The sequence below is a fragment of the Pedobacter sp. NJ-S-72 genome (genome assembly GCF_053890575.1).
The window spans coordinates 3,894,223-3,920,258 of record NZ_CM132681.1 but is presented as its reverse complement, the minus strand read 5'-3'; the positions used below and the strand labels follow the sequence as shown (position 1 = coordinate 3,920,258).

Sequence of the window (26,036 nt, the reverse complement as noted above, 5' to 3'; positions counted from 1 at the left end):
TCTTTAACAGGAGCAGTTACTTATCAGGGTGTTTATAATGCGGTGACCAACTCGCCGGCGCTAGCTGCACCGGGTGCTGGAAATAAGGGTTATTATTTTGTAGTGACTGCTGCCGGAACTCAGCAGGGATTGACTTTAGGTTTAGGAGATTGGGTAATTTCAAACGGTACAGCATGGGATAAAGTAAGCAGCAGCAGTACAATCTCAACTGTATTTGGCAGAACCGGAGCAATCGCTGCGGCCCCAGGCGACTATACTACAGATCAGGTAACCGAAGCAGGTAATAAATATTATACAGAAGCAAGAGTAAGTGCAAATCCTACTGTTGCGGCTCATACAGTTGCACTTACAGGTAAAGAGGATGCTGTTAATAAAAGTATTGACGGGACATTTGCCGGTAATTCGGATGTTAAATTCCCAACAGAAAAAGCAACAAAAACAAAAACATACATTGATAAAAAGGTACCAGCGTTTACTGCGGCCGATGCGAATAAAGTTTTAACTGTAAACAGCGGCGGTACCGCGGCATTATGGTCGGCTTCGGCAGGTGGTGGAAGCGGAACGGTGACTTCCACATCAATTGTTTCTGCGAATGGGATTAGTGGTTCGGTGGCAACTCCTACCACTACACCAGCTATTACGCTGACTTTAGGTGCAATTACTCCAACAGCTATCAATGCTACAGGGGCTATCAGTACTTCAGGAACTATTACCGGTAGTAACTTAACAGGTACGAATACAGGTGATCAAACAGACATTCCGGGTAAATCTCAAACAGTAGAAACCAATGCAATCATTGGCGGAGATGTGAAGACGACGGCTAAAAATACAGTCATTATTCAGCCGGGTGTGGTTTCTTATGCAAAGATGCAGGCAATGACCCCTAATAAACTATTAGGATCTGGTGCTTCGGGAACAGCAGTAAGTGAAATTACTTTAGGAACGGGTTTAAGTTTACAGGTAATACACTGAATGCGGCAGGAGGAGGAGGTGGCGGATCGGTAACGACCGTATCCATGATAACCGCTAATGGGATCACTGGTTCGGTAGTGTCTCCTAATACTACACCGGCTATTTCCCTGGGTTTAGGTAATATCACTCCGACATCTATCAATACACCCGGAACAATTATCGGGAGTAACTTAGCCGGGACAAATACAGGTGATCAAACCATCGTACTTTCGGGTGATATAGGTGGAAGCGGATCAGGAACGACTACGAATATTACCACCACAATCGGTACAGGTAAAGTGACTTCAGCTCATATCGCAGATGGAACAATTGTCGCAGCAGACATCGCAAATCAAACCATTACTGCAACCAAATTAAATAACATAACAGTTAATGGAACAACAGGACAAGTTCTTTCTTCAAATGGAAGCGGAGGGTTTACCTGGGCAACACCAGCAAGTGGTGGCGGAGGCGGTGTTACTGACCTGACTTATACTGCTGCTCCAACACAGGGAACAATTACGCCAAGTAATTCTGGAAAAGCAGCGATCATTCCTGGTGCAACATTAGCAGCGGCAGGTCTGATGCCAAATACTGATAAAATTAAGTTAGATAAAATTGATGATATCGTAACTGCAACAGATGCGAAAAAGGTATTGACTGTTAGTGACGATGGCAAAACAGCGAAATGGGTAACTCCGGCGGCTGGCGGGGGTGGAGCACCCTATCAGATTTATAAAATGAATAATGGGAAGATCTTGGTAAAAGCTTCAGGACCAGGTGTTACTTGCACTTTTGTAGGAAACGTACTGAACATCAGTATCCCGGCCAATGTAATGATTTATTATATGCGAATTAATACCTCTTATGCTGATATAGGTAATAAAGCCTGGATAGATATTAATATTAAAGATGAATCTAAACAAACCAATAATGATATAACGGACGTAGTAATCCCATTTTTCGCCTATGGTCTTAGATTAGATCCAACTCCTTCAGAAATGCTCCGGATGCCTATTATAATATATCGGGACCAATTGGGGTGAGTGCTGTATTAGCAGGTATAAGCAACGGTACAGCGAATATGAAATTTACCGGAGTCCAGAATATCAAGGGGACACTTGGGTTCTACATCATTATTAATTTTTAATACATGAAATTATTAAAGTTTTATCTATTTGGTTTCCTCGTTTTGTTTGTGGTTGGAAGTAAAGCACAGACTATGGAACAGTTTAATGGTCTGTTTAATATTCGATTGGTCAAGGATGCCGGGATTGATAAACAGTATGAAATTACGGGATTGTTTACTGATCAGTTAAGTAAATATAGTGCATCCGGAGCTCAGGTTGGAGATAGGATTATAGATGTTAGTGGTGTGATGCTGGAAATTCTGTCTTTAAAGACAAATGGGTCGGAGATTAATGTTATAGCCAGAAATTTTGGGACAGCGGTTCCGGGATTGGGAGATGGTTTGCTTTACCGTCCTTCAAGTAAAGGATTTCCTTTAGTCTCAAATGGGGCAATGTCAAACGTTATTATTTCTGCACAAAACACAGCGACTTTAGCCATTGATAAAACGATTCCTAATTATGCATCAGGATCAATTTTACCAGTTAGTGCTGGTAAAATTGGGGATGTAGTTTTAAACACAGGAAGTTCAAAAATATATAGACTAGGTATAGAAGGGTGGAACGAAGTTTTCGATATCCCCTTTAAGTTTGGTTTTCCTGCTACAGCAAATAAAGGTGATGTTATCTATTATGCGAATGATGATAAAAACTATGTTTATGATGGTGGGGCATGGGTTCTTCCTAAAGAAGTATCGGCATTGCCAGTTCCCTCTAAATATGGAGATGTATACTATGATACTGGTCAGCAAAAGTTATTTATGTATGATGTTAACAATAAGTGGTTAAACATTAGTGGTGCTTCTATTCCGGGTGGCCCGGGTACTGAACTTCCCAGTAATACAAAGCCCGGAGATCTTTTCTTTAATACACAGATAATAATACTTTATATGTATTTAATACTTCTTTAATACGGCAGGTAAATGGGTTGAAGTCTCAACAAATGGATCAACTCCATCAGGCGAGGAGAATCCAGATCCTTCCGCTACCGTGGTTAAAGAAGGAAACCTGTTTTACAATACATCAGATCACAAATTATATGTTTACAATGGTACGGCATGGTTACCTATAGATCTTTCGCTGGCTAATGGTGAAATCTTTATGGGAAATAGCTCCAACATTGCAAGAGGAATAACTGTTTCCGGAGATGCAACACTTAGCAATGCCGGGAGATTGACTATTGAAAAGAAAGCGATCACGGATGAGAAACTAGATAAAAAAAATATTCCACTAAGTGGTTTCGGTAATCCTACCGAAGATCTCAAGCTTGGTGATGGGACTAAAAATTTTGGAATGGTTAACCTTAGAGATCCTGTGGGTAAATATGATGCTGTAAATCTGAATTATTTTAAAAACACACTTGGAAATCCCAAGATTTTAGGGTTGCAGAAAACAATTTTTTTGTAGGAAATGGTTCCGGTATGGCTGCTCCAGTACCAAAGGGTATGATTCCTATAAGTGGGTTTAGCCCACCTTTGAATGAGGTTTCTATGGGGAGTCCGGATTTTGATGGTTTGAAGTTTAGAATTGTCAATATGGCTGATCCAATGCTTCCTCAGGATGCTGCAACTAGAAACTATGTCGATAATCATGTTGTTGCAGCTGGTAAACTGAGTCTTGCAAAGGGGCTTATGTTTGTTGGAAATACTGTTAGTATAGCAGAAGCAGTAGATAAGAAAACAATTCCTTTTAGTGATTTTGGAGAGGCAGCTGCTGCTGTTTCTTTAAAAGGGTTTAATATAACCAATTTGGCTGAACCAACCTTACCACAGGACGCAGCTACAAGAAATTACGTTGACAAAAAGATTATTGATCCAGCTAATATCCCCCTGACGAAAGGGAATTTTTTTGTAGGAGATGTGAACGGAAAGGCTGCTGATGTGATGTATTGAAAAGTACGATTCCAATAAGTGGTTTTGCAAAAGCAATTGCACCCATTTCTATAGGTGGATTTGTCATCAGTGATTTAGGTACTCCAATAGCTGATGCAGACGCTGCTACGAAAAAGTATGCAGATAACATTTTAAACAAGCCTGATTCTCTGGCTTTGCCTGAAAGACACTTATTTGTCGGGAACGATAAAGGGAAAGCCGTCGCCATAGATAAACAACTCATTCCGATTAGTGGTTTTGCAGAGGCAAAGGACAATATCAACATGGGAAATAAAGACCAGCAATTTGGCATTAATTTTTTAAAATATCCTGTTGACCCTCTGGATGCTGTCACCAAAAGCTATGTAGATGATCAGTTTGCTATGCCTAGCTCTTTGACCCTGCCAGGCAATCATATTCTGGTAGGTAATAAATTCGATAAAGCTACCCCAATTGCAAAGCGTGATATTCCATTGAATGATTTTGGAGATGCTACAGGTGAAATCTCTATGGGTAATAATGCACTAGCTAAACATAAAATAACCAATCTGGAGACCCCTACGGATGAATTTGATGCCGTGAACAAGAAATATGCTGATGCTCAGAAAACAATAATCTTTGGAGAAGCTTACCCTGCCAATCCTAAACCGGGAACCTTGTTTTATTCTACGACTGGTAACCATCTATATATGTTTGACGGGAAGTTGTGGAGTATGGTTGACGATTACCTTCCCAAGGGATATATGTATGTGGGTAGTGATTATGATCAGGCGATGCCAACAATCAAAACCGCTATTCCAATAAGTGGGTTTGGTGTTCCTTTAAGTGATATTCGTTTGGGTGACGGGATCAAGAATTTTAAGATCATCAATCTTGCCAATCCAAAAACTGACCAGGATGCTGCGACCAAAAAATACGTAGATTCTGTAGCGACTTCTGTCACTACGAAAACCCCGGTTGGACCAACTGCTCCTGATAAACCAGTTGCCGGTGATACTTATTACAATACCACAGATAACAGTCTTTATGTTTTTAATGGGAAAGACTGGGTTCCGGTTGATAATAAATTAAAGGACAAAGAACTGTTTGTAGGTAATGATAAAGGCATTGCTGTTTCTACAAAGAAAGATCAAATTCCATTAAGCGGTTTTGGTTCAGCTGAGGGTGACGTGTCTATGGGACATTTCAGGATTTATAATCTTCTTGATCCTGTAGAAAAGCAGGACGCTGTTACCAAAAATTACCTGGAGAGTGCATTATTAACAGCAGGTGCTAATGCCAAAGATAATCTGGGTAATCATAAAGCTACTGAAAGCATCAAACTTTCAGTCTATGCAATCAGCAATGACGGTATAGATGGAAAAGGACTGACTTTCGATACACAAGGTAATGCAAGTTTCGGACAGGATGTAACTGTTAACGGAAACTTCTTTACCCCATCGGACAGCAGACTGAAAACCAATATCGAAACTTTAGGCAGTGTATTACAAAAGATTGATCAGCTAAGAGGAGTAAAATTTGAGTACAAAGATCAGCATAAATACGCGGCCGGATCTAAGGTCGGAGTCATTGCTCAGGAGCTGCAAAAAGTATATCCGGAAATGGTAACTAAAGGTAAAGACGGCTTCTTAAAAGTTGACTATACCCAGCTTACTGGTATGTTGATTCAGGCCGTAAAAGAACAGCAAAAACAAATTGATGAACTGCAAAACCGGATGAATAAACAACAGGAACAGATCAACAGTATTCTGAAAAAAATACAATAATAATTAGCAGGAAAAAGGATTAGAAAAAAGTCAGGAAACACAGAGAAACGCATTATTTTGAAGAAATTACTACATATTGTTAAAATTATATTTTTTTTTTCTTGCTCGCTGGAATTTCAAATGTTTCAGCTCAGAACTATTTCAGGGTAATTGGGGGGATTCCTCATTTACCTGTTTTAGTGCCTTCGGCTGTCGCAGCTCCTGCAACGGGAATGCTTATCTATAGTAGTACTGACAAACAACCTTTAATCTATAACGTCGACCTGGGAAACATTATGCAGCAGTAACCTCAATACGGCTACTGTTAAAGATTACCTGGAAGTAAAAACTGGAATACCTTATTTATCAGCTCTGATTACCGAGCCAGCGGGGACAACAGCATCCGGAGGAGTCTATTTTTCGAAAACGGAAAATACCATGAGAGTCTATGATGGCAGCATATGGTGGTCGGTTGCCAGTCTCTATGGTAAAGGTAATTTTACTCAAAACACAGGCTTCTCTACCAATAGTGGAATGAAGATTTCTAAACTCCCTGTGCTCAACAGTAACCCAATACCCTTAGGGTTATCTCCCGGAGCTATTTATATCAATACACAATCAAAAGCTATTCGTTATTATACAGGTATGGTATGGAAAGATATTAGCTGTCTTCCAGCTATCTCAACCCTGATACCTACCAAAATCACCAATATTTCTGCCCTTAGCGGTGCGAATATCATCAGTAATGGCGGATCGGCAATTACCACTCAGGGGATGCTGGGATACTTCTGCTAATCCAGAAGTCACACTAAGCAGTAAAACAGAAAATCCTGTATTTGGAAATGATACAGGGATTTTTCCAGGAGTAATCTCTGGATTAAAAGCTAATACCGTTTACCATGTAAGAGCTTATGCGATTAACAGCGCTGGTATTGTATATGGTGAAGACTTAACCTTTACTTCGGCACTGGCCTCATTGCCGGATATTATCACTTTAGATATAGATAATTTTTTTCGCCTGTTATGGCCAATAGCGGAGGCGATATCAGAAGTGACGGAGGAGCTCCGGTTACTAAAAGGGGAATTATCTGGAGTAAAACAGCTGACCCTGCAAATGATCCCGATGCGGTTACTACGATGGATGGTTCAGGAGTAGGTATATTTCCAAGCCGGTTAATTGACCTGTTAAGAAACACAACATATTATGTGATGGCCTATGCCGTCAATGTTATCGGAACAGCTTATGGCAATCTGCTGCAATTTACGACCCCACGCGCCACAGCACCTGTATTAAGTTCCCCAAATATTAAAATTACAGACATTACTGATAAATCTGCTGTTAGTGAAGTCACCATTATCAATAATGGAGGAGAATCAGTTACCGAACGGGGAATGAGCTGGAGTACGGATAGAGTGAATATTATTTATGGCCCCTCATTAACGGCTAATCCAACGGATATTGGAACATTTATCTGTAACCTTACTAATTTGCAGGAAGGCACACTTTATTACGTTCGTGCTTATGCTAAAAATAGCGTTGGGATCAGCTATAGCAGTGAGTCCAGTTTTATAACAAGCTCTGTACCCACAATAAGTACCGTTCAACCTTTTAACTATGATATGGCCAGCCATATCGACGGATCGCCGGAAAGCTATAATGGAACCAATGCGATGACGGGTGGTGATATTACCAGTAATGGGGTATCAGCAATAACTAAACGTGGTGTATGCTGGAGTACAAGCCCACAACCCTCCATTGCTCTTGCAACAAAAACGTACAAAATATCTCCGGTGAGGGCAAAGGCATTTATAATAATTATTTGAATTCACTCCTGCCAGGAACAACTTACTATGTGAGAGCATATGCTACTAATAGCAAGGGTACAGGTTATGGAGAAGAGATGAGTTTTACAACACCTCAGTTAGCGACATTAACCACAAACCCTGCTATTCTGATTAAAAATACAAGCCTGAGTGGCGGCGGAAATATTACTGATGATGGCCGTATGCCGGTTATTGCCCGGGGATTGGTCTGGAGTACAGAAGATAATCCCACCCTTGATGGAACGTTTACTAAAGACGGCAGAGGAACAGGAACCTTTGTGAGTGACTTAAAAGATTTGATGGGTAGTACCAAATACTATCTCCGTGCCTATGCAACTAACTATGTAGGGACTAGTTATGGAGCAACCCAAATCGTGACTACTGCTCCACCAGAAAAACCTGCTGTAGTTACATTAGCGGTTGAAGGTGGTTATGGAACTACCGCAAAAGGGGGGGGATATTATTGGCAACGGAGGCGCAGAACTGAGCAGTCATGGAGTGATCTGGAGTCTGACCTCAGGGTTTACACCTGATCTTTCCTCTGCAAATAAAACCAGTCAAACTGAAAAGATAACGAGATTTACCAGTACACTAGACCAGCTTTTACCTAACAAAACTTATTATGTACGTGCTTATGCCGTGAATAGTGCAGGAGTAGGTTATGGTGAGGAAGTCAGCTTTAAAACCTTTACTCTTGCATCCCTGATTACCACTCCGGCGAGTAGCATTACCAGTATAACCGCAGTTAGCGGAGGGGATATTTTTAGTGATGGAGGCGACAAGGTCACCAAAAGCGGAGTGGTATGGAATACCTCTGGAAATCCAACAATTGAGTCTGGTACAAAAACTCAAAATGGGGTAGGTATCGGAACTTTTATCGATCCAATTAAAGACTTAATGGGCAGTACAACTTATTATGTAAGGGCCTATGCAGTAAATAAAGCAGGTGTGCTTATGGCAGTGAATTAAGTTTTACTACTGCACCTCCGGTTTCGCCAATACTGACTACAATAGAGGCTACGGATATTACCGGAAGTACTGCGGTCAGCGGTGGGCATCTCATCACTAATGGCGGAGCATTGCTTTCAGGTGCAGGAGTAATCTGGAATACGCTTGCCGGTTTTCAGCCAGACACAGCGACTACTCAAAAAACAGTACAGAATACTACAGGTGATTTTGTGAGTGTATTAAAAGGGCTAACCCAGGGCACTACTTATTATGCACGCGCTTATGCGGCAAATTCTGCGGGCCTGACTTTTGGTAACCAGGTTGTTTTAAGAACGGCTACCCTGGCTACAATAACTACCCTGAAGCCTATTGCACAAACTATTACGAGTACCTCGGCGACCAGTGGAGGAACGATCCAGAGTAACGGAGGTTCTTATATCCAGAGTAACGGGATTTGCTGGAGTACTAATCCTGATCCAACAACAGACGATCAGTTTGTAGTATCAGGATCAGGTTCCGGTAGTTTTACAGCAGATCTTAAAGACCTCATGGGCTCTACAACCTATTATGTACGCGCTTTTGCAACAAATTTTGCCGGTACTGCCTATGGAAATCAGGAAACTCTCGAGACAAAACCTGCAGTTCCTGCAACGCTGGTAACCAGTACTGTTACCGGAATTACAGGTGCGACAGCAGTTAGTGGTGGAAATATTATCAGTGAAGGTGGTGCCCTTGTAACAACCAGAGGAATTATCTGGAGCCTGAACCCTGGTTTTGATCCTGCTGCTGAACTGACTAACAGAACAGCAGAGACAGGCTATGGAAAAGGATTTTTTGTGAGTAATCTGACCAATCTTTCCATTGGAAAGACTTATTATGTTTTTGCTTACGCGGTAAGTATAGCAGGTACTGCCTATGGAAATATGCTGAGTTTTACAACCACAAAGAAGGCGGCAATTGTAACGACTTTACCATCGATGATCACGCATACTACGATAAGGAGGAACTATTTCAGATTCCGGCGGTTCTCCGGTAACAGGTCGAGGGGTGTTCTGGAGTACGGTTGAAAATTTTGAACCAGATGAATTATCCTTAGATAAAACCGAAGACAGATGGGGCACGGGGAACTTTGACAGTTTTCTGAAAAACCTGACTCCTTCTACTAAATATTATATCCGGGCCTATGCGTTCACAAATACCGGAATGGCTTATGGTCAGCAGGCTTTTTTAACGACAAATCCGGCTACAGTTCCTGTATTAAGTACTACAGTGCCCAGCCAGATGACAGTAACCACGGCTTCAGGTGGTGGAAATATTTCTGATGAAGGCGGGATGCCATCAACTACCCGTGGGGTAATATGGAGTACTCAGGCAGATTTTATTCCTGAATCAATCCTGTTAGACCGGACTACACAAACAGGCGCAGGCAAAGGTATTTACGCCAGTAATATAACCAAACTGACCCCTGGCACTAAATATTATGTTCGTGCTTATGCCCCGCAATGGTGTAGGTTATGGCTATGGAAATCTGGAAAGTTTTGTAACTAAACCATCCATTGCTGCAACAGTCACTACCAGTGCAATTACCCAGATCACAGGAACTACAGCTCTGGGTGGTGGAAATATAATCAGCAACGGAAATACCACATTGAAGACTATGGGGATTGTATGGAGTATTTATCCTGACTTCAATCCTGATACGATTTCGAAAAATAAAGTTACCATGGCCGGGCATGAAAGAGGTGTTTTTGTGGCTGGTATGACTAATCTTAAACTGGGAACAACTTATTACGTTCGCGCATATGCGATTAATGACGCAGAGACTTCCTATGGAGAAATGACCAGTTTCACGACTACAGGACTACCAGTTGTTGTAACTAATTCACCAGGATTAATCACCAATACAACTGGTTTAATGGGTGGTATGATTACCGATGCCGGTGGAGGTATCGTCAGCAGTCGCGGAGTTTACTGGAGTACAGTAGAAAACTTTGAACCAAACCCTTTATCGTCAGACAAGACACTGAATGGTGGAGGTACAGGTAGTTTTGATAGTCAGCTGAAAGACCTGATGGCTGATACAAGATATTATGTAAAGGCTTATGCAACTAATATTGCCGGTACAGCCTATGGTCAACAGGTTGGCTTTACAACCTATCCTCCGGGGTTACCTATGTTGACTACAGTTAAGCCTGTTGCGATTACCGGAACAGGTGCATTTAGTGGTGGAAATATTACGGAAGAAGGTGGGGTTCCTACAACCATACGTGGTGTAGTATGGAGTACTGTCGCCAACTTTAACCCTGAGACAGAAACCGTTAACAGAACAGTTGATGGTGGCTCAGGAAAAGGGATTTTTAATAGTCAGGTTACAGGGCTGAAACCAGGTACAACTTATTATATCCGTGCTTATGCCAACAATAGAGTTGGGGTGCAATACGGAAACGAATTAAGCTTTACGACACAGAATTTTGCCACATTAACAACAGTAGAAATTTCTGAAAATACAGAAGGTACTGCGATGAGTGGTGGTGTGATCAGTAGTGACGGTGGTTCAAAAGTAACTACACAAGGTTTATGCTGGAGTACCAGTCCGAACCCTACCTCAGAACTCCTTTCTAAAACAATAGATAAGGGAACAGGTACCTTTATCAGTCAGTTAAAGAATCTGGCACCTTCAACATTATATTATGTAAGAGCCTATGCAACCAATGGTCTGGGTACAGCTTATGGTAATGAAATTAGTTTCGTCTCTGCGGCAGTCCGCCCAACTTTAACCACTACCGATCCTGTGATCACCAGTGGGTCTACAGCAAGCAGTGGAGGTCTGATCACTTCAAATGGTGGAGCGGCGATTACAAGCAAAGGTATTGTCTGGAGCAGTAAGATAGATTTTGATCCTAAAACAGAACTTGTAAACAGAACAAATGAAGGACCAGGAGAGCGTACTTTTATCAGTGAGCTTAAAGACTTAGCGAGAAGTACTGCCTATTATGTACGTGCTTATGCGGAAAACAGTGCCGGGATAACCTATGGTAACCAGTTAACGGTCACGATATTCCCGACTTCGCCAATTCTGTTAACCAATAAGGTAACAGAAGTAACAGGTACAACAGCCACAAGTGGTGGAAAAATCACCAGTGATGGCGGTGCGACGGTCATCAAACGTGGTATTTGCTGGAGTACGCAGCAGAACCCTACCAATATTTTATTGACAAAAACTGTTGATGCTGATGGTGGTGATGGAAACTTCATGAGTAAAATGACCGGTTTATTGCCCAACACGATTTACTATGTCAGAGCTTATGCCGTTAATGGAATCGGTGTGGCTTATGGTTTAGAAGAATCATTTATTACACTGGCTCCTCCAACGCTGACCGCGACTGCACCGGTAACGAATATCCGTGCGACCACAGCAAGTAGTGGTGGGGAAATTACTGATGATGGAAGAACACCAATATTAAGCAGGGGAATTGTATGGGATAGGTAGTAGTGATCCAACTATTACACTGACTACAAAAACAGTAGATTATGTGACTAAAGGTATAGGCACTTTTACAGCTGACTTATCCGGTCTGCTACCTAATACGACCTATTATGTAAGAGCTTATGCGACCAATCTTATTGGAATAACTTACGGTAGTCAGGCACAGTTTAAAACCAATGTGGTTAGCTTGCCAACGCTATCAACTACGAGCATTACCTCTATAGATGGTTATTCTGCCAAAGGTTCTGCAGAGATTACTGATGACGGTGGGATGCCGGTTGTGACCCGTGGTTTTGTATGGGGTACAGCTACTTTACCAACAATTGCTTCCACAGGGAAAATTGTAAATGGTACCGCAGGTACAGGGGTATTTGATAATGTTTTTGGTGGAATGATACCCGGAACAACGTATTATGTACGGGCATTTGCAACCAATAGCGTGGGTACTGCTTATGGAAATGAAATTGTGCTGGCTTCGGCAGCGGTTGTACCTAATCTGAGTGCAGTAAACGTTTGTTCAGTTGAGTTGAATAGTGCCGCTGCTTTGGCCAGCTTGTCATTTAATGGTGGCTCGGCTATCACTGACCTTGGGTTTATCTGGAATACGGAAGATGTTATTCCGGCCGTTGCGGAAGGGAATAACTTAAGTATTGGCGCAGTTAGAACATCAATTTCGGGCACACTGACCAGTTTATTACCAGCCACTAAATATTATATCTGGGCTTATGGTAAAAATGCAATGGGAACAGGATACAGCGTGAAATCAACTGTATTCAGCACACGGGATTTTGCAAAAGTAACCACCACTCCGGCCACTTTAATTACTAAAAATTCTTTTGCCACCGGAGGTACAATCCTTGGTGATGGCGGGTCTGATATTACACAAAAAGGTGTAGTCTGGAGTGAAAAGAACAACCCAACTATAGCCGATCCGACGAAATCTCTAATGGGAGGAGGGTTATCAAATTATACAACTTACGTTACAGGACTAAATTTCGGTACGCTCTATTATTTCAGAGCCTACGTAACCAATGCTACAGGTACTAGCTATGGTAATCTGGATAGTTTAACTACTATTAATATCCCGACAGTAACTACTACAATAGCTACCGATATTTTAAGTACAATGGTAACCACAGGTGGAGAAGTTACTAAGGATGGTGGAGCAGCAGTGACTGCAAGAGGTATTGTGATGGGATTAACCGCAGAACCAACTATTGCATCAACTATTAAAACAACTGACGCTACCGGACTGGGTATTTTTATCAGTAATCCAAAATTATTAACATTCGCTACTAAATACTATTACAGAGCATACGCGACAAATAGCGTGGGAACAGCCTATGGTAAAGAAGAAATTCTGACCACTGCTTCGATTCTTCCGGTAATTGATAATGTGAAATTGTCTGAGATTACGGATCATTCTGCAAGAGGGACAGCCACAATTACTGCCGATGGCGGAGCCCCGGTAACAATGAACGGATTGGTTTGGAATACAACCGGAAATCCTACGCTGGAAGATCATGTGATTCCTGCCGGTAAAGATATAGGTTCAGTGACTGGTGTATTAGATGGATTGGAAGAAGGGCCAATTTATTATGTCAGAGCTTATGCAACGAACAGTGTTGGTACAGTCTATAGTGCAGTTGCGGTAAACTTTAAAATATGTAAACCGCTTACGGTGATACACAGAGCAGGAATCGGCGGTGCGCCAACAGATAAAACAATTACTTATGAGACCGTAGGCTCTGGTATTTCAGGAGACTATAAATGCTGGATCACCAGGAACTTAGGTGCAGATCAGCAGGCAACAGCAGTTAATGATGCGACAGAAGCATCCTCTGGCTGGTACTGGCAGTTTAACCGATTACAGGGTTATCAGTATGAGGGAACAACCCGTACTCCGGGTCAGGTAATGGCACCCTGGACGACAACAATCAGTGAGCCCTGGGGATGGAGCGCAGCCAATGATCCATGTACACAACTTTTGGGCAATGGCAATGGGAGAATCCCAACTAATACAGAATGGTTAGCTGTTATCGGTGCTCCGCAAAACTGGAAAAATGCTGCCGATGCCTATACTTCTATCTTGAAAATTCATGCTGCCGGAGACTTTGGTACTACTGGTATTTTCAATGCCAGAGGAGGTAACAATAGTAGCTACTGGAGCAGTACGATTTACAATAACAATGCTCAGGCCTATTATTTTGGCAATTCAAGAACCAGCTATAATGACAAAGCAGTAGGGTTACCTATTCGTTGTCTGCAGGACGGGGGTGTGAAGAGTGTTCCTTTTTTGAGTAAGGTTGTAGTTCCTGCATCTGGTATTACCTTAACTAACGCAGAGGCATTGGCAGCAGTAATGAATTCTGGCAGCAGCCCTGTAACCAGCAGAGGTTTGGTGTGGAACACGACCGGAAATCCTGGAATGGGAGATCAGATAATTCCTTTAGGTACTGGTATGGGAGAGATGACAGGCACACTGAAAGGACTGGACGAAAAACAGGTTTACTACTATATTCGTGCTTTTGCGACCAATAGTGTGGGTACCGCATTTAGTCCGGCAGTAACCAGTTTCAAAGTTTGTTTACCATTAACGGTTATTCATACTGCCGGCTTAAATGGCGCGCCTGTGGATAAAACGGTAACCTACAAAACAATAAGTACAAATGTTTCTGGTGAAGCACGTTGCTGGATTACCCAGAACCTGGGTTCAGACCAGCAGGCTGTATCGTTAAATGATGCTACTGAAGCCTCTGCGGGCTGGTATTTCCAGTTTAACAGATCACAGGGATATAAGATGGAAGGAACCACCCGTACCCCGGATAATATCGCGGTGCCATGGGTGAGTGCCATAGATGAGAATTCACAATGGTTAGCCGTAAATGATCCCTGCATGCGGATGTTGGGTGGCGGCTGGAGACTGCCAACAAGTATTGAATGGGTTAGTGCCATTGCAGCTCCGCAGAACTGGAGATCATCAGCAGATATGTATGCTTCTGTGTTAAAAATGCATGCATGCAGCAGGCTATCTTTTTAATGCCCCTGCAACCTTAACCGGCAGAGGTACTGATGCCCGTTATTGGAGCAGCACGGGAAATTCTACCGTGGATGGGAAGATGATTATTGGTGGTAGCATGAGTACAGCTTACAAATACGCAGCTTTACCGGTTCGTTGTCTGCGTAATGAGATGGTGCAGACTTTACCTTCAGTAAGTGTGGTGAATTTGCCGCTGACAGAGATGACTGCGACTACTGCTAAGGGTTCAGCGGTGATCAACCCGGATGGAAATGCAGCAGTAACCGCACGCGGATTTGTCTGGAATACCACAGGTAATCCTACGCTTTCAGATCAGGTAGTTCCTTACGGTTCAGGTACCGGTAAAATGGACGGATTGATTTCCGGTTTAGAAAATGGGCCTACCTATTACGTGCGTGCTTATGCAACCAATAGTGTAGGAACCGCTTACAGTGAAGTGGCTACAAGTTTTAAAATCTGTATGCCATTTACCGTGACCGTGATTCACCGTACAGGCTTGAACGGTGCACCGGTAGACAAGACGGTAACTTATGGAACGGTAAGTACTAAACTATCCGGACTGGACAAATGCTGGATTACCCAGAACCTTGGCGCAGATCAGCAGGCAACAGAGTTAAAAGATGTAACAGAAGCTTCAGCTGGCTGGTACTGGCAGTTTGGTAAAGTTCAGGGTTATAAACATGATGGAACCACGCGTACCCCAAATCAGATCGTGGCCCCATGGTCAAGTACTATTACTGAATGGCGGGACTGGATCGCTGCAAATGATCCGTGTACCCAGCTTCTCGGTGATGGATGGCGGATTCCAACCAATACTGAATGGGTTAATGCAAGTGTAGCTGGTTCTCCTGTGAACTGGAAGACTGCTGCTGATGTCTATGCTTCTGTACTGAAACTACATGCAGCCGGAGACTTGAATGTCCTTGGTGTATTAAATCCAAGGGGAGTGAACAGTAACTACTGGAGCAGTTCGGCTTATACCAATAGCGCTACCCAGGGATTCTATTTCATTAATTACAGAGCAGGAACCAATAATGAGAAATCGGTAGGTTTACCACTTCGCTGTTTACAGGATGGAGCAATCAAACGGCTTCCTTCGATCACCGCGGTAGTGATCCCTTCAGCAACTATCACCGCGACCACAGCCGAAGGAAATGCAACAGTAACCAATAGCGGCGGAGCCGAGGTTACAGCCAGAGGTTTGGTCTGGAATATAACAGGTAACCCAGGGATGACAGACCAGGTTATCTCTTTAGATAGTGGTACCGGAGATATGACAGGTATGCTTACAGGACTGAACGAAGTACCAGTTTATTATGTTCGCGCTTTTGCGACCAATAGTGTGGGTACGGCATTCAGCCCGGTTGTGAGCAGCTTTAAAGTTTGTTTACCATTAACGGTTATTCATACCGCCGGCTTAAATGGCGCGCCTGTGGATAAAACGGTAACCTACAAAACAATAAGTACAAATGTTTCAGGCGAAGCGCGCTGCTGGATTACCCAGAACCTGGGTTCAGACCAGCAGGCTGTATCGTTAAATGATGCTACTGAAGCTTCTGCGGGCTGGTACTTCCAGTTTAACCGGTCACAGGGATATAAAATGGAAGGAACCACCCGTACCCCTGATAATATAGCAGTTCCATGGGTGAGCTCCATAGATGAGAATTCACAGTGGTTAGCTGTAAATGATCCTTGTTCAAGAATGCTGGGTGGTGGCTGGAGACTGCCAACAAGTGTAGAATGGACTAGTGCGATTGCAGCTCCTCAAAACTGGAGATCTGCGGCAGATATGTATACTTCAGTTTTAAAACTTCATGGAGCGGGGTATCTTACGAATAACCCGGCCACCTTAACCGGCAGAGGAACTGATGCTCGTTATTGGAGTAGCACCGGCAATTCAACCACAGATGGGAAGATGCTTTATGCAGGTAGTATGAATACCGTTTACAAATATTCGGGCTTACCGGTTCGTTGTTTGCGCAACGAAATGTTACAAACTTTACCATCAGTAAGTGTGGTGAGTTTGCCGCTGACAGAGATGACTGCGACTACCGCTAAAGGTACAGCGGTGATCAACCCGGATGGCAATGCAGCAGTAACCGCACGCGGATTTGTCTGGAATACCACAGGTAATCCTACGCTTTCAGATCAGGTAGTTCCTTACGGTTCAGGTACGGGTAAAATGGACGGATTGATTTCCGGTCTAGAAAATGGCCCTACCTATTACGTGCGTGCTTATGCAACCAATAGTGTAGGAACGGCTTACAGTGAAGTGGCTACAAGTTTTAAAATCTGTATGCCATTTACCGTGATTCACCGCGCAGGACTGAACGGTGCGCCGGTAGACAAGACCGTAACTTATGGAACGATCAGTACTAAACTATCCGGACTGGACAAATGCTGGATTACCCAGAATCTTGGTGCCGATCAGCAGGCTACAGACTTAAAAGATGTAACAGAAGCTTCAGCTGGCTGGTACTGGCAGCAGTTTGGTAAAGTTCAGGGTTATAAACATGATGGAACCACGCGTACCCCAAATCAGATCGTGGCCCCATGGTTAAGTACTATTACTGAATGGCGGGACTGGATCGCTGCAAATGATCCGTGTACCCAGCTTCTCGGTGATGGATGGCGGATTCCAACCAATACTGAATGGGTTAATGCAAGTGTAGCTGGTACTCCTGTGAACTGGAAGACTGCTGCTGATGTTTATGCTTCTGTACTGAAACTACATGCAGCCGGAGACTTGAATGTCCTTGGTGTATTAAATCCAAGGGGAGTGAACAGTAACTACTGGAGCAGTTCGGCTTATACCAATAGTGCTACCCAGGGATTCTATTTCACTAATTACAGAGCCGGAACCAATAATGAGAAATCGGTAGGTTTACCGCTTCGCTGTTTACAGGATGGAGCAATCAAACGCCTTCCTTCGATCAGCACGGTAGTGATCCCTTCAGCAACTATCACCGCGACCACAGCCGAGGGAAATGAACAGTAACCAATAGCGGCGGAGCCGAGGTTACAGCCAGAGGTTTGGTCTGGAATATAACAGGTAACCCAGGGATGACAGACCAGGTCATTGCTTTAGGTAGTGGTACCGGTGATATTACAGGTATGCTTACAGGACTGAACGAAGTACCAGTTTATTATGTTCGCGCTTTTGCGACCAATAGTGTGGGTACGGCATTCAGCCCGGTTGTGAGCAGCTTTAAAGTTTGTTTACCATTAACGGTTATTCATACCGCCGGCTTAAATGGCGCGCCTGTGGATAAAACGGTAACCTACAAAACAATAAGTACAAATGTTTCAGGCGAAGCGCGCTGCTGGATTACCCAGAACCTGGGTTCAGACCAGCAGGCTGTATCGTTAAATGATGCTACTGAAGCTTCTGCGGGCTGGTACTTCCAGTTTAACCGGTCACAGGGATATAAAATGGAAGGAACCACCCGTACCCCTGATAATATAGCAGTTCCATGGGTGAGCTCCATAGATGAGAATTCACAGTGGTTAGCTGTAAATGATCCTTGTTCAAGAATGCTGGGTGGTGGCTGGAGACTGCCAACAAGTGTAGAATGGACTAGTGCGATTGCAGCTCCTCAAAACTGGAGATCTGCGGCAGATATGTATACTTCAGTTTTAAAACTTCATGGAGCGGGGTATCTTACGAATAACCCGGCCACCTTAACCGGCAGAGGAACTGATGCTCGTTATTGGAGTAGCACCGGCAATTCAACCACAGATGGGAAGATGCTTTATGCAGGTAGTATGAATACCGTTTACAAATATTCGGGCTTACCGGTTCGTTGTTTGCGCAACGAAATGTTACAAACTTTACCTTCAGTAAGTGTGGTGAGTTTGCCGCTGGCAGAGATGACTGCGACTACTGCTAAAGGTTCAGCGGTGATCAACCCGGATGGCAATGCAGCAGTAACCGCACGCGGATTTGTCTGGAATACCACAGGTAATCCTACGCTTTCAGATCAGGTAGTTCTTACGGTTCAGGTACGGGTAAAATGGACGGATTGATTTCCGGTTTAGAAAGCGGGCCTACCTATTACGTGCGTGCTTATGCAACCAATAGTGTAGGAACGGCTTACAGTGAAGTGGCTACAAGTTTTAAAATCTGTATGCCATTTACCGTGATTCACCGCGCAGGACTGAACGGTGCGCCGGTAGACAAGACCGTAACTTATGGAACGGTCAGTACTAAACTATCCGGACTGGACAAATGCTGGATTACTCAGAATCTTGGTGCCGATCAACAGGCTACAGACTTAAAAGATTTAACAGAAGCTTCAGCGGGTTGGTATTGGCAATTCGCCAGAATTCAGGGCTATAAACATGATGGAACCACGCGTACACCTTCAACTGGATGGCTGAATACTTTTTCTGAATGGCGGGACTGGATCGCTGCAAATGATCCATGTACACAACTTCTTGGCGGAGGATGGCGGATTCCAACCAATACAGAGTGGACAAATGCATGGGGAATTTTGGTACTCCTGTGAACTGGAAGACTGCTGCCGATGCTTATGCCTCAGTCTTAAAACTTCATGCCGGAGGCGATTTGAATACAATAGGTGCATTAACTCCCAGAGGGGGCAACAGTAATTACTGGAGCAGTACAACTTATACTACTGCTAATCAGGGATACTATTTTTCCAATTACAGAGGGGCACTCTCTAATGATAAAGCGGTGGGACTATCTCTGCGCTGCTTAAAAGATTAAATAACAAGAATAAAAATTGAAGACACTCTACCACACGATAAAGATTATTTGTTTCCTATTGCTTGCCGGAACCGTTTCAGTTTCGGCACAGGCATTTTTTAGGGTTATTGGTGGTATACCTCATCTTCCGGCAATTGATCCTGTTACGCTCACCTCACCTTTACCGGGAATGTTAGTTTACAGTAAGCCGGATAAACAGCCGATGATCTATAACGGATCAACCTGGGAAACTTTATGCAGCAGTAATATATTAATACCACTACTGTTAAAGATTATCTGGAAGTAAAAACAGGAATTCCATATTTACCTTCTTTAAATCAGGAACCCGCGGGTACCATATCTTCCGGAGGCGTTTACTTCTCTAAAACAGAAAAGACCATGATGGTCAATGATGGAAATTCATGGTATGCGGTAGCTAAATTATTGGCAAAAAGTAATTTTAAACCACACAATGGTTTCTCCACCAACAGCGGATTAAAGATTTCTAAATTACCAGTACTCAATAGTAATCCGGCGCCTTTAGGCTTGTCAGCTGGTGCTATTTATATCAATACTGTATCCAAAGCTATCCGTTTTTACGACGGGACTAAATGGAAAGATATAAGTTGTTTACCAGTAATCTCAACCATACAACCTACAAAAATCACAAATATCTCGGCTCTTAGTGGTGCGCAAATTAGTAGCAATGGCGGGTCTGCTATAACCTTGCAGGGGATCTGCTGGAGTACAAGCGTTTATCCGGATACTACATTAGATACTACTAAAACCAGGAACTTTATTTTTGGAACTGATACCGGTCTTTTTCCAGGTATTATATCCGGTTTACAAGCCAATACAGTTTACCATGTACGTGCTTATGCCGTAAACAGTTCGGGTATAGTATATGGTGAAGATTTAACCTTTACCTCGGCGATGGCCTCTTTGCCATCAATCATTACCCTGGAAATTGATAACATCTTTCCGGTGATGGCTAATAGTGGTGGGATAATTAATAGTGATGGCGGTGCACCAGTTACCGCGCGTGGTATAACCTGGAATACAACTGGCGATCCAAAAGATGACGAGAACGCAGTGATTACCCAGGATGGTTCTGGTGTTGGAACATTTCCAAGCCGCCTGGTTGACCTGTTAAAAAACACAACCTATTATGTACGTGCTTATGCGGTAAATATTATTGGTAAGGCTTATGGCAATTTGCTTCATTTTACCACCCCCCAGCTACAGCACCAGTATTAAGCTCTCCGAATATCAAAATTGTGGACATCACAGATGTTTCGGCAGTCAGTGAAGTCACTATTATCAATAATGGTGGTGAGGTCGTGACTGAACGTGGAATGAGCTGGAGTACAGATCGGGTAAACATAATTTATGGTCCATCAACCTCTGTCAATACAACGGATATCGGGACATTTATTTGTAATATCACAGACCTGAAACCTGGCACACTATACTATGTCCGGGCTTATGCAAAGAATAGCGTCGGAACAAGTTTTAGCAGTGAATCTAGTTTTATCACTACTTCTTTGCCCACGTTAACAACTCTGGTTCCTTTCAATTATGATGCAGCGAGTTATGTAGATGGTGGCTTTGAAGGTCTTAACGGAAGGGTGGCAACTAGTGGTGGGGATATTACCAGTAATGGTGTAGCACCGATAACTAAACGTGGGATTTGCTGGAGTACGGAACCGAATCCGACTACGGCATTGGCTACGAAAGCTGAGCAGAATATGACTGGGAGTGCTAAAGGGTTGTTCCGTAATTATATGACTTCGCTTACACCAGGTACAACCTATTATGTGAAGGCTTATGCGATCAATGCAATGGGTACCGCTTATGGAGAGGAATTTATATTTAAAACGCCTGAGCTTCCACAGTTAAAAACAGCTGCTGTTGCCTTGATTAAAAATACTACAGCGACTAGTGGCGGAGAAATTACTGATGATGGCAGGGTGGCTGTAAATACCCGGGGAGTCTGCTGGAGTACGACAAATAATCCATCAATTGATGATTTGCATACAAGTAACGGAGGTGGAACCGGAATTTTTGTAAGCGATATTAAAGGGCTGTTGGGTAATACCAAATATTATATCAGGGCTTATGCGATCAATAACGTAGGCATAAGCTATGGCAATATGGGCTCTTTTCTGACCGGGCCACCAGAAAAACCAACAGTCGTGACTTCGTCAATTCTGGCAACTTTGGGATCTACTGCGGCTGGCGGGGGAGATGTGACAGAAACGGGGGGTGCTGAAATTACTTCAAAGAGTGTAGTCTGGAGTGTGACGGCTAATTTTAGTCCCAGTCTTTCGATGTCAGCCAAGACACAGGAAACAGGTGGAGCAGGAAAATTCAGTAGTACGATTACAGGACTGGTACCTAATAAAACATATTATGTAAGAGCTTACGCAGTCAATAGCGTGGGGGTCGTATTTGGAGAACAGGAGATTTTTAAAACCTTTACTATTCCTTCATTAATTACCACTGGTGCAACTAGTGTGACCAGTACAGAAGCGGTGAGTGGGGGAGATATTTTTAGTGACGGTGGTGATAAAGTAACAAAAAGCGGGATCATCTGGAGTACGGCACCGAATCCAACTACAGACTTATCAACAAAAACTCAGGGCGGGACAGGTGTTGGAACCTTTATTCATACCGTGCCCAAATTAAAGGGGAACACAACCTATTATATACGTGCTTATGCAGTTAACAATGCCGGTACTGCTTATGGAAATGAGATCAGTTTCACCACCGGGCCACCTGTAACCCCTGTAATCAGGACATTGGAAGCGACAGAGATTACTGGAACCAGCGCGTCAAGCGGAGCAAAGATTATTAGTGATGGTGGAGCATTATTTACGGTCAATGGAATTATATGGAGTACAGTTTCGGGATTCCAGCCAGACACGGCCACCAAACAAAAAACAATTCAGAAAAGTACCGACGATTTTGTTAGTGAACTTAAGGGTTTATTACCTGGTACGACCTATTATGTACGTGCTTATGCGGTCAATCCTGTAGGTTTGGTTTTTGGTAACGAGATCGTTCTCAGAACACCAAGTGTACCAACCTTAACTACATTAACACCAATTCCTGCAACAATTACAAGTACATCAGCTATTAGTGGCGGAAGTATTATTACGAATGGTGGTAATTATATCACCAGTAACGGTATTTGCTGGAGTACTACTAAAAATCCAACGCTGGCAGATGAAAATGTAATCGCAGGTTCGGGCTCTGGTAATTTTACCACAGCAATGAAAGACCTGGATGGGGTCTGTTAAATATTATGTGCGTGCTTTTGCAACTAATTTTGCAGGTACAGGATATGGGAATCTGGATAGTCTAACCACTAAACCACCCGTTCCAATTACCATTATTACCACTAAAGGTACTGACATCACAGCGACTACTGCTACTTCGGGCGGTGAAATTACCAGTAATGGTGGTGCACTGGTCAGCACCAGAGGGATTATCTGGAGTAGTCATCCTGATTTCGATCCTGCTGCTGAATTAACTAACAGAACCGCGGAGACAGGTTACGAGAAAGGGATTTTTACCAGTTATCTAAAAAAACTGGTTCCAGGAACTACCTACTATATACGTGCTTATGCAGTCAGTATAGCCGGAACTTCTTATGGAAACGTAATTAGTTTTACCACTGCTGATTTTGCTGCATTAACAACCAACTCACCAACATTAGTTGCCAATACTTCAGCAACCATAGGCGGAACAGTTACCAGTAGCGGAGGATCTCCGGTTACCGCAAAGGTATCGTTTGGAGTACCATTGCTAACTTTGTCCCTGATGCTACAGCTGGAAATGTGACCAGTAATGGGGCTGGTACCGGAAGCTTTGATACCAGGCTTAAAGATTTGAAACCAGATACAAAATACTATGTCAGAGCTTATGCAATAACAATGGCAGGCATAGCCTACGGACAACAGGTTAGTTTCACTACTTATCCTCCGGGACTTAGTTTATTAACCACCCTTATACCTTCACAAATTACTGGTAATACCGCTTCAGGCGGTGGAAATATTACGGACGAAGGTGGTGTTGTTGCAGACACCCGTGGAGTAGTCTGGAGTACCCAGTCTAATTTTAATCCTGCAACGGTAACCGTTAACAGGACAGTTCAGTCAGGGGCAGGTAAAGGGCAGTTCATCAGTACACTGACAGGCTTATCTCCGGGCAGCACTTATTATGTACGTGCTTACGCTTCAAACAGTGTAGGTACTGAATATGGAAATGAAATTAGTTTCACCACCCCGAAAATTGCAACTGTAACTACAATCGAAGCTTCGTTGGTGACTGGAATAAGTGCGTTGAGCGGTGGTATTATCACTGAAACTGGTGGCACACCGATCACAGCACAAGGCGTATGCTGGAGTACCGGCACGAATCCAACTATCGGTCTGGCGACTAAAACAAGTGATGCCGGAACAGGAGTTTTTACCAGCTCACTGAATGCACTTAAACCAGTTACAAAATACTATGTAAGGGCGTATGCAGCTAACCAGATTGGTATAGCTTACGGAAATGAAATCAGCTTTACAACAGGTCCGCTTTTAGCAAGTATCACGACAAGTGATCCTGTGATTACTTCAGAAAACTCGATCAGCAGTGGTGGGACCATCACTAAAGATGGAGGAAATCCTGTTACTGCACGTGGTTTACTATGGAGCAGGCGGGCTAATTTCAAACCAGATACTGTTGTCAATAATAAAACGATTGATGGAAGTGGTATCGGGAATTTTATCAGTGACATTAACCATATGGAAAGAAGCGCGACCTATTATATTCGTGCTTATGCGACCAATAGTGCAGGAACTGCCTATGGGAATCAATTGACTGTTTCTATTTTTCCTACCTCGCCGATCCTGAATACAAATATCGTAACCGCGATTACCGGTTCAACGGGTACAAGTGGTGGCGAAATAGTTAAAGATGGCGGTGCGCTGATTACCAAACGAGGTATCGTCTGGGGCACTTCACAGAATCCTGCGATCTCTTTAACTACCAAAACCAGTGATGTGGACTATGGAGATGGAAATTTTACGAGTTACCTGACCGGTTTACAACAAAACACAACTTATTATGTCAGGGCTTATGCAGTCAATGGGATAGGGGTTGCCTATGGTTTGGAAAAAAAATCATTTACAACCCTTACAGTTCCAACTTTAACTGCGACTACCCCGGCTACAAATATCCTCGCTACGACAGCTGTCAGCGGCGGTAAAATTACAGACGACGGCCGCACACCAATAACCAGTCGTGGAATCGTATGGAGTATCTATGATAATCCAACAGCAGATCTGCCTACCAAAACAATAGATCTGGTTACTAGCGGAATTGGAAGTTTTACAGCAAATCTTACCGGTTTAAAACCGAAGACAACTTACTATGTAAGGGCATATGCTACGAATAGCGTGGGGATTACTTATGGAAGCCCAATCACTCTTACAACGAATTCAGTTGCTCTGCCTGCCTTAACTACTGCACCAGTTACTGCTATTGAGGGATTCTCGGCTGTGGGTGGCGGAAATGTCACAGACGATGGGGGAATGCCAGTAGTAACCAGGGGAATGGTATGGGGCTTAACCAGCTCACCAACTATCGCCCTGCCAACGAAGATTATTAATGGTACCGCAGGTACAGGGACTTTTAACAATGTATTCGCCGGTTTAATTCCAGGTACGACTTATTATATCCGCGCATTTGCAACCAATAGTGTTGGAACTGCCTACGGTAATGAAGTGACTTTTACACATCGGCAATTGTACCAAATTTAAGTACTGTGATTCTTTCGAATACGAAAGTGAGCAGTGCAGATGGTATAGCTAACTTAGTTTCTGACGGTGGTGCTGCGATCATTGATCTTGGACTGGTCTGGAACACAGAAGATGTGATTCCGGCAGATTTTACCAATAGTCTGTCCATTGGTGCAACCGGAATTTCAATTACCGGAACACTGACTAATTTACTTCCGGCAACTAAATATTTTGTATGGGCTTACGGTAAAAATAGCATAGGAACCGGATATAGTGCGAAATCGGCAGTTTTCACCACCCCCGCCCTGGCTACATTGATCACTACTAAACCAAGCGCAATTACTCAGAATGCTGCGAATTCAGGAGGTACAATCAGCAGTGATGGCGGAGTACCAGTAACTGCAAAAGGGGTATGCTGGAGTACGGAAGAAAATCCAACAGCAGACGGCTTGTTAAAAACCGTTAATGGCCAGGGTATTGCTGCTTTCACCAGCAATATTACAGGCTTAATCAAAGGGACGAAATACTATGTCAGAGCTTATG

At 43.3% G+C, this 26,036-nt stretch carries 24 protein-coding genes; all 24 read left to right on the top strand.

Annotation, left to right across the window (positions count from 1 at the left end):
• Positions 1 to 42: 42 nt before the first annotated feature.
• Positions 43 to 972, top strand: a complete 930-nt coding sequence (locus ACWYN3_RS25940) for a hypothetical protein (RefSeq protein WP_456216972.1) — start codon at positions 43 to 45, stop codon at positions 970 to 972.
• Between the two features lie 44 nt (positions 973 to 1,016).
• Complete coding sequence (locus tag ACWYN3_RS25935; RefSeq protein WP_456216971.1) at positions 1,017 to 1,997, top strand: hypothetical protein; 981 nt, start codon at positions 1,017 to 1,019, stop codon at positions 1,995 to 1,997.
• A gap of 107 nt (positions 1,998 to 2,104) precedes the next feature.
• A complete protein-coding gene (locus tag ACWYN3_RS25930) occupies positions 2,105 to 2,989 on the top strand; it encodes a hypothetical protein (protein WP_456216970.1) in 885 nt (294 codons plus the stop codon).
• A 79-nt stretch (positions 2,990 to 3,068) separates the two neighbouring features.
• Positions 3,069 to 3,485, top strand: coding sequence for a hypothetical protein (locus ACWYN3_RS25925; RefSeq protein ID WP_456216969.1), 417 nt, complete (start codon positions 3,069 to 3,071; stop codon positions 3,483 to 3,485).
• Between the two features lie 14 nt (positions 3,486 to 3,499).
• Positions 3,500 to 3,970, top strand: a complete 471-nt coding sequence (locus tag ACWYN3_RS25920; RefSeq protein WP_456216968.1) for a hypothetical protein — start codon at positions 3,500 to 3,502, stop codon at positions 3,968 to 3,970.
• Positions 3,967 to 5,715: a tail fiber domain-containing protein gene (locus tag ACWYN3_RS25915; protein ID WP_456216967.1), complete on the top strand. Its 1,749-nt coding sequence runs from the start codon at positions 3,967 to 3,969 to the stop codon at positions 5,713 to 5,715. Before ACWYN3_RS25920 ends, ACWYN3_RS25915 begins: the two co-directional genes overlap by 4 nt.
• A gap of 101 nt (positions 5,716 to 5,816) precedes the next feature.
• On the top strand, positions 5,817 to 6,002 hold the full coding sequence (locus tag ACWYN3_RS25910) for a hypothetical protein (RefSeq protein WP_456216966.1): 186 nt from the start codon (positions 5,817 to 5,819) through the stop codon (positions 6,000 to 6,002).
• Positions 6,003 to 6,132: 130 nt separating this feature from the next.
• Entirely contained in the window at positions 6,133 to 6,489 is a 357-nt protein-coding gene (locus ACWYN3_RS25905; RefSeq protein WP_456216965.1) for a hypothetical protein, read from the top strand.
• Positions 6,490 to 6,717: 228 nt separating this feature from the next.
• Positions 6,718 to 7,518: a hypothetical protein gene (locus ACWYN3_RS25900; RefSeq protein WP_456216964.1), complete on the top strand. Its 801-nt coding sequence runs from the start codon at positions 6,718 to 6,720 to the stop codon at positions 7,516 to 7,518.
• Between the two features lie 29 nt (positions 7,519 to 7,547).
• Positions 7,548 to 8,051 carry a hypothetical protein gene (locus tag ACWYN3_RS25895; RefSeq protein WP_456216963.1) on the top strand — a complete coding sequence of 168 codons (504 nt, stop codon included), beginning with the start codon at positions 7,548 to 7,550 and terminating at the stop codon, positions 8,049 to 8,051.
• On the top strand, positions 8,017 to 8,487 hold the full coding sequence (locus tag ACWYN3_RS25890) for a hypothetical protein (protein WP_456216962.1): 471 nt from the start codon (positions 8,017 to 8,019) through the stop codon (positions 8,485 to 8,487). Before ACWYN3_RS25895 ends, ACWYN3_RS25890 begins: the two co-directional genes overlap by 35 nt.
• Before the next feature lie 110 nt (positions 8,488 to 8,597).
• Positions 8,598 to 9,533: a hypothetical protein gene (locus ACWYN3_RS25885; RefSeq protein WP_456216961.1), complete on the top strand. Its 936-nt coding sequence runs from the start codon at positions 8,598 to 8,600 to the stop codon at positions 9,531 to 9,533.
• Positions 9,514 to 10,014 carry a hypothetical protein gene (locus ACWYN3_RS25880; RefSeq protein WP_456216960.1) on the top strand — a complete coding sequence of 167 codons (501 nt, stop codon included), beginning with the start codon at positions 9,514 to 9,516 and terminating at the stop codon, positions 10,012 to 10,014. The genes ACWYN3_RS25885 and ACWYN3_RS25880 overlap by 20 nt, the downstream gene beginning before the upstream one ends.
• Positions 9,959 to 11,956 carry a hypothetical protein gene (locus ACWYN3_RS25875; protein WP_456216959.1) on the top strand — a complete coding sequence of 666 codons (1,998 nt, stop codon included), beginning with the start codon at positions 9,959 to 9,961 and terminating at the stop codon, positions 11,954 to 11,956. Before ACWYN3_RS25880 ends, ACWYN3_RS25875 begins: the two co-directional genes overlap by 56 nt.
• Positions 11,940 to 14,993 (top strand): hypothetical protein, encoded by a 3,054-nt coding sequence (locus ACWYN3_RS25870; RefSeq protein WP_456216958.1) that lies wholly within the window; start codon positions 11,940 to 11,942, stop codon positions 14,991 to 14,993. The genes ACWYN3_RS25875 and ACWYN3_RS25870 overlap by 17 nt, the downstream gene beginning before the upstream one ends.
• Positions 14,968 to 17,991 carry a hypothetical protein gene (locus ACWYN3_RS25865; RefSeq protein WP_456216957.1) on the top strand — a complete coding sequence of 1,008 codons (3,024 nt, stop codon included), beginning with the start codon at positions 14,968 to 14,970 and terminating at the stop codon, positions 17,989 to 17,991. The genes ACWYN3_RS25870 and ACWYN3_RS25865 overlap by 26 nt, the downstream gene beginning before the upstream one ends.
• 35 nt (positions 17,992 to 18,026) lie before the next feature.
• The gene (locus ACWYN3_RS25860; RefSeq protein WP_456216956.1) at positions 18,027 to 19,019 is read left to right on the top strand and encodes a hypothetical protein; all 993 of its coding nucleotides are present in this window, start codon (positions 18,027 to 18,029) and stop codon (positions 19,017 to 19,019) included.
• Complete coding sequence (locus tag ACWYN3_RS25855) at positions 19,007 to 19,501, top strand: hypothetical protein (RefSeq protein WP_456216955.1); 495 nt, start codon at positions 19,007 to 19,009, stop codon at positions 19,499 to 19,501. The genes ACWYN3_RS25860 and ACWYN3_RS25855 overlap by 13 nt, the downstream gene beginning before the upstream one ends.
• Positions 19,498 to 19,722, top strand: a complete 225-nt coding sequence (locus ACWYN3_RS25850) for a hypothetical protein (RefSeq protein ID WP_456216954.1) — start codon at positions 19,498 to 19,500, stop codon at positions 19,720 to 19,722. Before ACWYN3_RS25855 ends, ACWYN3_RS25850 begins: the two co-directional genes overlap by 4 nt.
• Positions 19,723 to 19,738: 16 nt before the next feature.
• The gene (locus ACWYN3_RS25845) at positions 19,739 to 20,008 is read left to right on the top strand and encodes a hypothetical protein (protein WP_456216953.1); all 270 of its coding nucleotides are present in this window, start codon (positions 19,739 to 19,741) and stop codon (positions 20,006 to 20,008) included.
• A gap of 92 nt (positions 20,009 to 20,100) precedes the next feature.
• Positions 20,101 to 20,958, top strand: a complete 858-nt coding sequence (locus ACWYN3_RS25840; RefSeq protein ID WP_456216952.1) for a hypothetical protein — start codon at positions 20,101 to 20,103, stop codon at positions 20,956 to 20,958.
• Positions 20,959 to 20,978: 20 nt separating this feature from the next.
• Positions 20,979 to 23,003: a fibronectin type III domain-containing protein gene (locus ACWYN3_RS25835; protein WP_456216951.1), complete on the top strand. Its 2,025-nt coding sequence runs from the start codon at positions 20,979 to 20,981 to the stop codon at positions 23,001 to 23,003.
• Positions 22,990 to 23,547, top strand: a complete 558-nt coding sequence (locus ACWYN3_RS25830) for a hypothetical protein (RefSeq protein WP_456216950.1) — start codon at positions 22,990 to 22,992, stop codon at positions 23,545 to 23,547. The genes ACWYN3_RS25835 and ACWYN3_RS25830 overlap by 14 nt, the downstream gene beginning before the upstream one ends.
• Positions 23,544 to 25,514: a hypothetical protein gene (locus tag ACWYN3_RS25825; RefSeq protein ID WP_456216949.1), complete on the top strand. Its 1,971-nt coding sequence runs from the start codon at positions 23,544 to 23,546 to the stop codon at positions 25,512 to 25,514. The genes ACWYN3_RS25830 and ACWYN3_RS25825 overlap by 4 nt, the downstream gene beginning before the upstream one ends.
• Positions 25,515 to 26,036 lie beyond the last annotated feature (522 nt).

What these genes read in the sequence shown, in the direction of transcription:
- ACWYN3_RS25830 (WP_456216950.1), top strand. Translation starts at nt 22,990, where the DNA reads ATGGGGTCTGTTAAATATTATGTGCGTGCTTTTGCAACTAATTTTGCA.
- ACWYN3_RS25865 (WP_456216957.1), top strand. Translation starts at nt 14,968, where the DNA reads ATGCATGCAGCAGGCTATCTTTTTAATGCCCCTGCAACCTTAACCGGC.
- ACWYN3_RS25900 (WP_456216964.1), top strand. Translation starts at nt 6,718, where the DNA reads ATGGCCAATAGCGGAGGCGATATCAGAAGTGACGGAGGAGCTCCGGTT.
- ACWYN3_RS25935 (WP_456216971.1), top strand. Translation starts at nt 1,017, where the DNA reads ATGATAACCGCTAATGGGATCACTGGTTCGGTAGTGTCTCCTAATACT.
- ACWYN3_RS25930 (WP_456216970.1), top strand. Translation starts at nt 2,105, where the DNA reads ATGAAATTATTAAAGTTTTATCTATTTGGTTTCCTCGTTTTGTTTGTG.
- ACWYN3_RS25855 (WP_456216955.1), top strand. Translation starts at nt 19,007, where the DNA reads ATGGACGGATTGATTTCCGGTTTAGAAAGCGGGCCTACCTATTACGTG.
- ACWYN3_RS25905 (WP_456216965.1), top strand. Translation starts at nt 6,133, where the DNA reads ATGAGAGTCTATGATGGCAGCATATGGTGGTCGGTTGCCAGTCTCTAT.
- ACWYN3_RS25875 (WP_456216959.1), top strand. Translation starts at nt 9,959, where the DNA reads ATGCCCCGCAATGGTGTAGGTTATGGCTATGGAAATCTGGAAAGTTTT.
- ACWYN3_RS25920 (WP_456216968.1), top strand. Translation starts at nt 3,500, where the DNA reads ATGGCTGCTCCAGTACCAAAGGGTATGATTCCTATAAGTGGGTTTAGC.
- ACWYN3_RS25840 (WP_456216952.1), top strand. Translation starts at nt 20,101, where the DNA reads ATGATGGTCAATGATGGAAATTCATGGTATGCGGTAGCTAAATTATTG.